Genomic DNA, 2,227 nt, shown 5'->3' with positions numbered 1-2,227 from the left:
GAGCAGCAGGCCGAGTGCGAGGTCGGCGACGGCGGCGGCGGCCAGGGCGGCGGCGAGCGGGGCGTGCCGGCCGACGGCTGCGGAGCGGACCAGTTCGGCGCGGCCGCTCTCCTCCTCGGCCCGGGAGTGCCGGGTGACGGTCAGGATGCTCATGAGGCCGGCCAGCACGGCCAGCAGGCCGAGCATCCGGTGGCCGAGCATGGCGCCCCAGGTGTAGTCGGCCAGGTAGTGGGCCGGACCGCTCATGGCGAGCACCGCCGGGTTGTCCGAGCCGTGTGCGATGGAGGCGCGGTCGGCGGCGGTCGGGTAGACGGTGTGGACGCTGTTGGCGGTGGCCACGGTGACCAGCCAGAGGCCGAGCACCCAGGCGGACAGCCGGAACCGGTCGCGGCGCAGGGCGAAGCGCAGCAGCGCGACGGTGCCGGCCAGGGTGGTGCGGGTCGCCGGGCGGTGGGGTGCGGCTGTGCGGCCGGCGGCCGGTCCGGCGGCGGTGGCGGTCATCGCAGGGCCTCGCCCTCGACGCGGTGCCCGTTGGCGGCCAGCTCGTCGCCGTAGTGGCGCAGCATGAGCTCCTCCAGGGTGGGCGGGTGGCTGACCAGGCTGCGCAGCCCGGCCGCGCTCAGGGCCCGTACGGCGGCGTCGAGTCGGGTACCGTCCACGGCGAAGTGGACCCGGTTGCCCTCGGTGCGCAGACCGTGCACGCCGGTCAGGGTGTCCAGCCCGGCGACCGGGCGCAGGGTCTCCGCCTCGACGGTGGTGCGGGTGAGGTGGCGCAGCTCGCCGAGGGTGCCGCTCTGCACCACCTTGCCGTGCCGGATGATGCTGACCCGGTCGCCCAGTTTCTCCACCTCGTCCAGGATGTGGCTGGACAGCAGGACGGTGCGGCCCTCGTGCTTGGCCTGGCGCACGACGTCCTGGAAGACCACCTCCATCAGCGGGTCCAGGCCGGAGGTCGGTTCGTCGAGCAGCAGCAGCTCGGCGTCGGAGGCGAGCGCGGCGACGATGGCGACCTTCTGCCGGTTGCCCTTGGAGTAGCTGCGGCCCTTCTTGGTGGGGTCGAGGTGGAAGCGCTCGATCAGCTCGTCCCGGCGGCGGCGGTCGAGCCGGCCGCGCAGCCGGGAGAGCAGGTCGATGGCCTCGCCGCCGGTGAGGTTGGGCCAGAGTTCGACGTCGCCCGGCACGTAGGCGAGGCGGCGGTGCAGCTCGACGGCATCGTGCCACGGGTCCCGGCCGAGCATCCGGGCGCTGCCGCCGTCGGCGCGCAGCAGGCCGAGCAGGACGCGGATGGTTGTGGACTTCCCGGCCCCGTTGGGCCCGAGGAAGCCGTGGACCTCGCCGGCCTCGACGGTCAGGTCGAGGCCGTCCAGCGCGGTGGTCCGGCCGAAGGTCTTGCGCAGGCCGGACAGGGTGATGGCCTTGGTCATGCTTGCGAAGCTACCGTAGATTCAGAAAAACGTGAAGATTTGGAAGACGTTAAAGTGCGATCGGCGATGAGCGGTCATCGGAAAGGGGAGCAGCGTGGTGCAGGGGGCGAAGGAGGCCGGGAACCCGGAGCAGGGGAGCGACGACACGGCGGTGTCGGAGTTCGTCGAGCGCTTCGCGGCGGAGCTGGTGGTCGCGGGCATGGGCCGGATGCCGTCCCGGATCTTCTCCTGCCTGATGGCGGAGGAGAGTGGGGTGCTCACCTCCGCCGAGCTCTCCGAACGCCTGCGGATCAGCCCGGCCGCCGTCTCCGGCGCGATGCGCTACCTGATCCAGATCGGCCTGGTCGCCAAGGAGCGCGAGCCCGGCTCCCGGCGCGACCGCTACCGGGTGCTCGATGACGCCTGGTTCGAGTCACTGACCCGGCGCGACGAGCTCATGCTGCGCTGGATCCGGGTGCTGCGCGACGGCGAAGTCACCGTCGGCGCCGGCACCGTGGCGGGGGAGCGGCTGGCCGAGAGCGCCGCCTTCTTCGAGTTCATGATCGACGAGCTGCACGGGATGCTGGGCCGCTGGCGCGAGCACCGCGCGGCCCGGGCGCAGTAGCGGGTCGGCCTGGCGGGCAGTCAGCCGACGAGCGGGCGCGGTTCCCCGGGAGGAACCGCGCCCGTCGGGTCACTTCGTCGGGGCGGCCGACGGCGAGAACGCGGCGCTGGGGGTGGTGCCGGGCGCGCTGCCAGGGGTGCCCGTCGCGGTCGGGGCGGGAGTGGGGCAGCCCGGGAGGGGCGTTGCCGTCGGGGTGCCG

At 73.6% G+C, this 2,227-nt stretch carries 2 protein-coding genes and 1 pseudogene; 1 reads left to right on the top strand and 2 read right to left on the bottom strand.

Features of this window, described 5'->3' with window-relative positions; translation table 11 throughout:
* A pseudogene (locus KS423_RS43915) lies at positions 1 to 501 on the bottom strand (ABC transporter permease); the annotation flags it as partial.
* Positions 498 to 1,424 carry an ABC transporter ATP-binding protein gene (locus tag KS423_RS43910; protein WP_224285282.1) on the bottom strand — a complete coding sequence of 309 codons (927 nt, stop codon included), beginning with the start codon at positions 1,422 to 1,424 and terminating at the stop codon, positions 498 to 500. The pseudogene KS423_RS43915 and the gene KS423_RS43910, both read right to left, overlap by 4 nt.
* A gap of 94 nt (positions 1,425 to 1,518) precedes the next feature.
* Here KS423_RS43910 and KS423_RS43905 point away from each other — a divergent pair, with 94 nt between their 5' ends.
* Positions 1,519 to 2,028 (top strand): GbsR/MarR family transcriptional regulator, encoded by a 510-nt coding sequence (locus KS423_RS43905; RefSeq protein WP_224285281.1) that lies wholly within the window; start codon positions 1,519 to 1,521, stop codon positions 2,026 to 2,028.
* Positions 2,029 to 2,227 lie beyond the last annotated feature (199 nt).

This window comes from Streptomyces sp. LS1784, from assembly GCF_020103755.1.
Classification (GTDB): domain Bacteria; phylum Actinomycetota; class Actinomycetes; order Streptomycetales; family Streptomycetaceae; genus Kitasatospora.
This window is presented reverse-complemented; position numbering and strand designations above follow the sequence as displayed.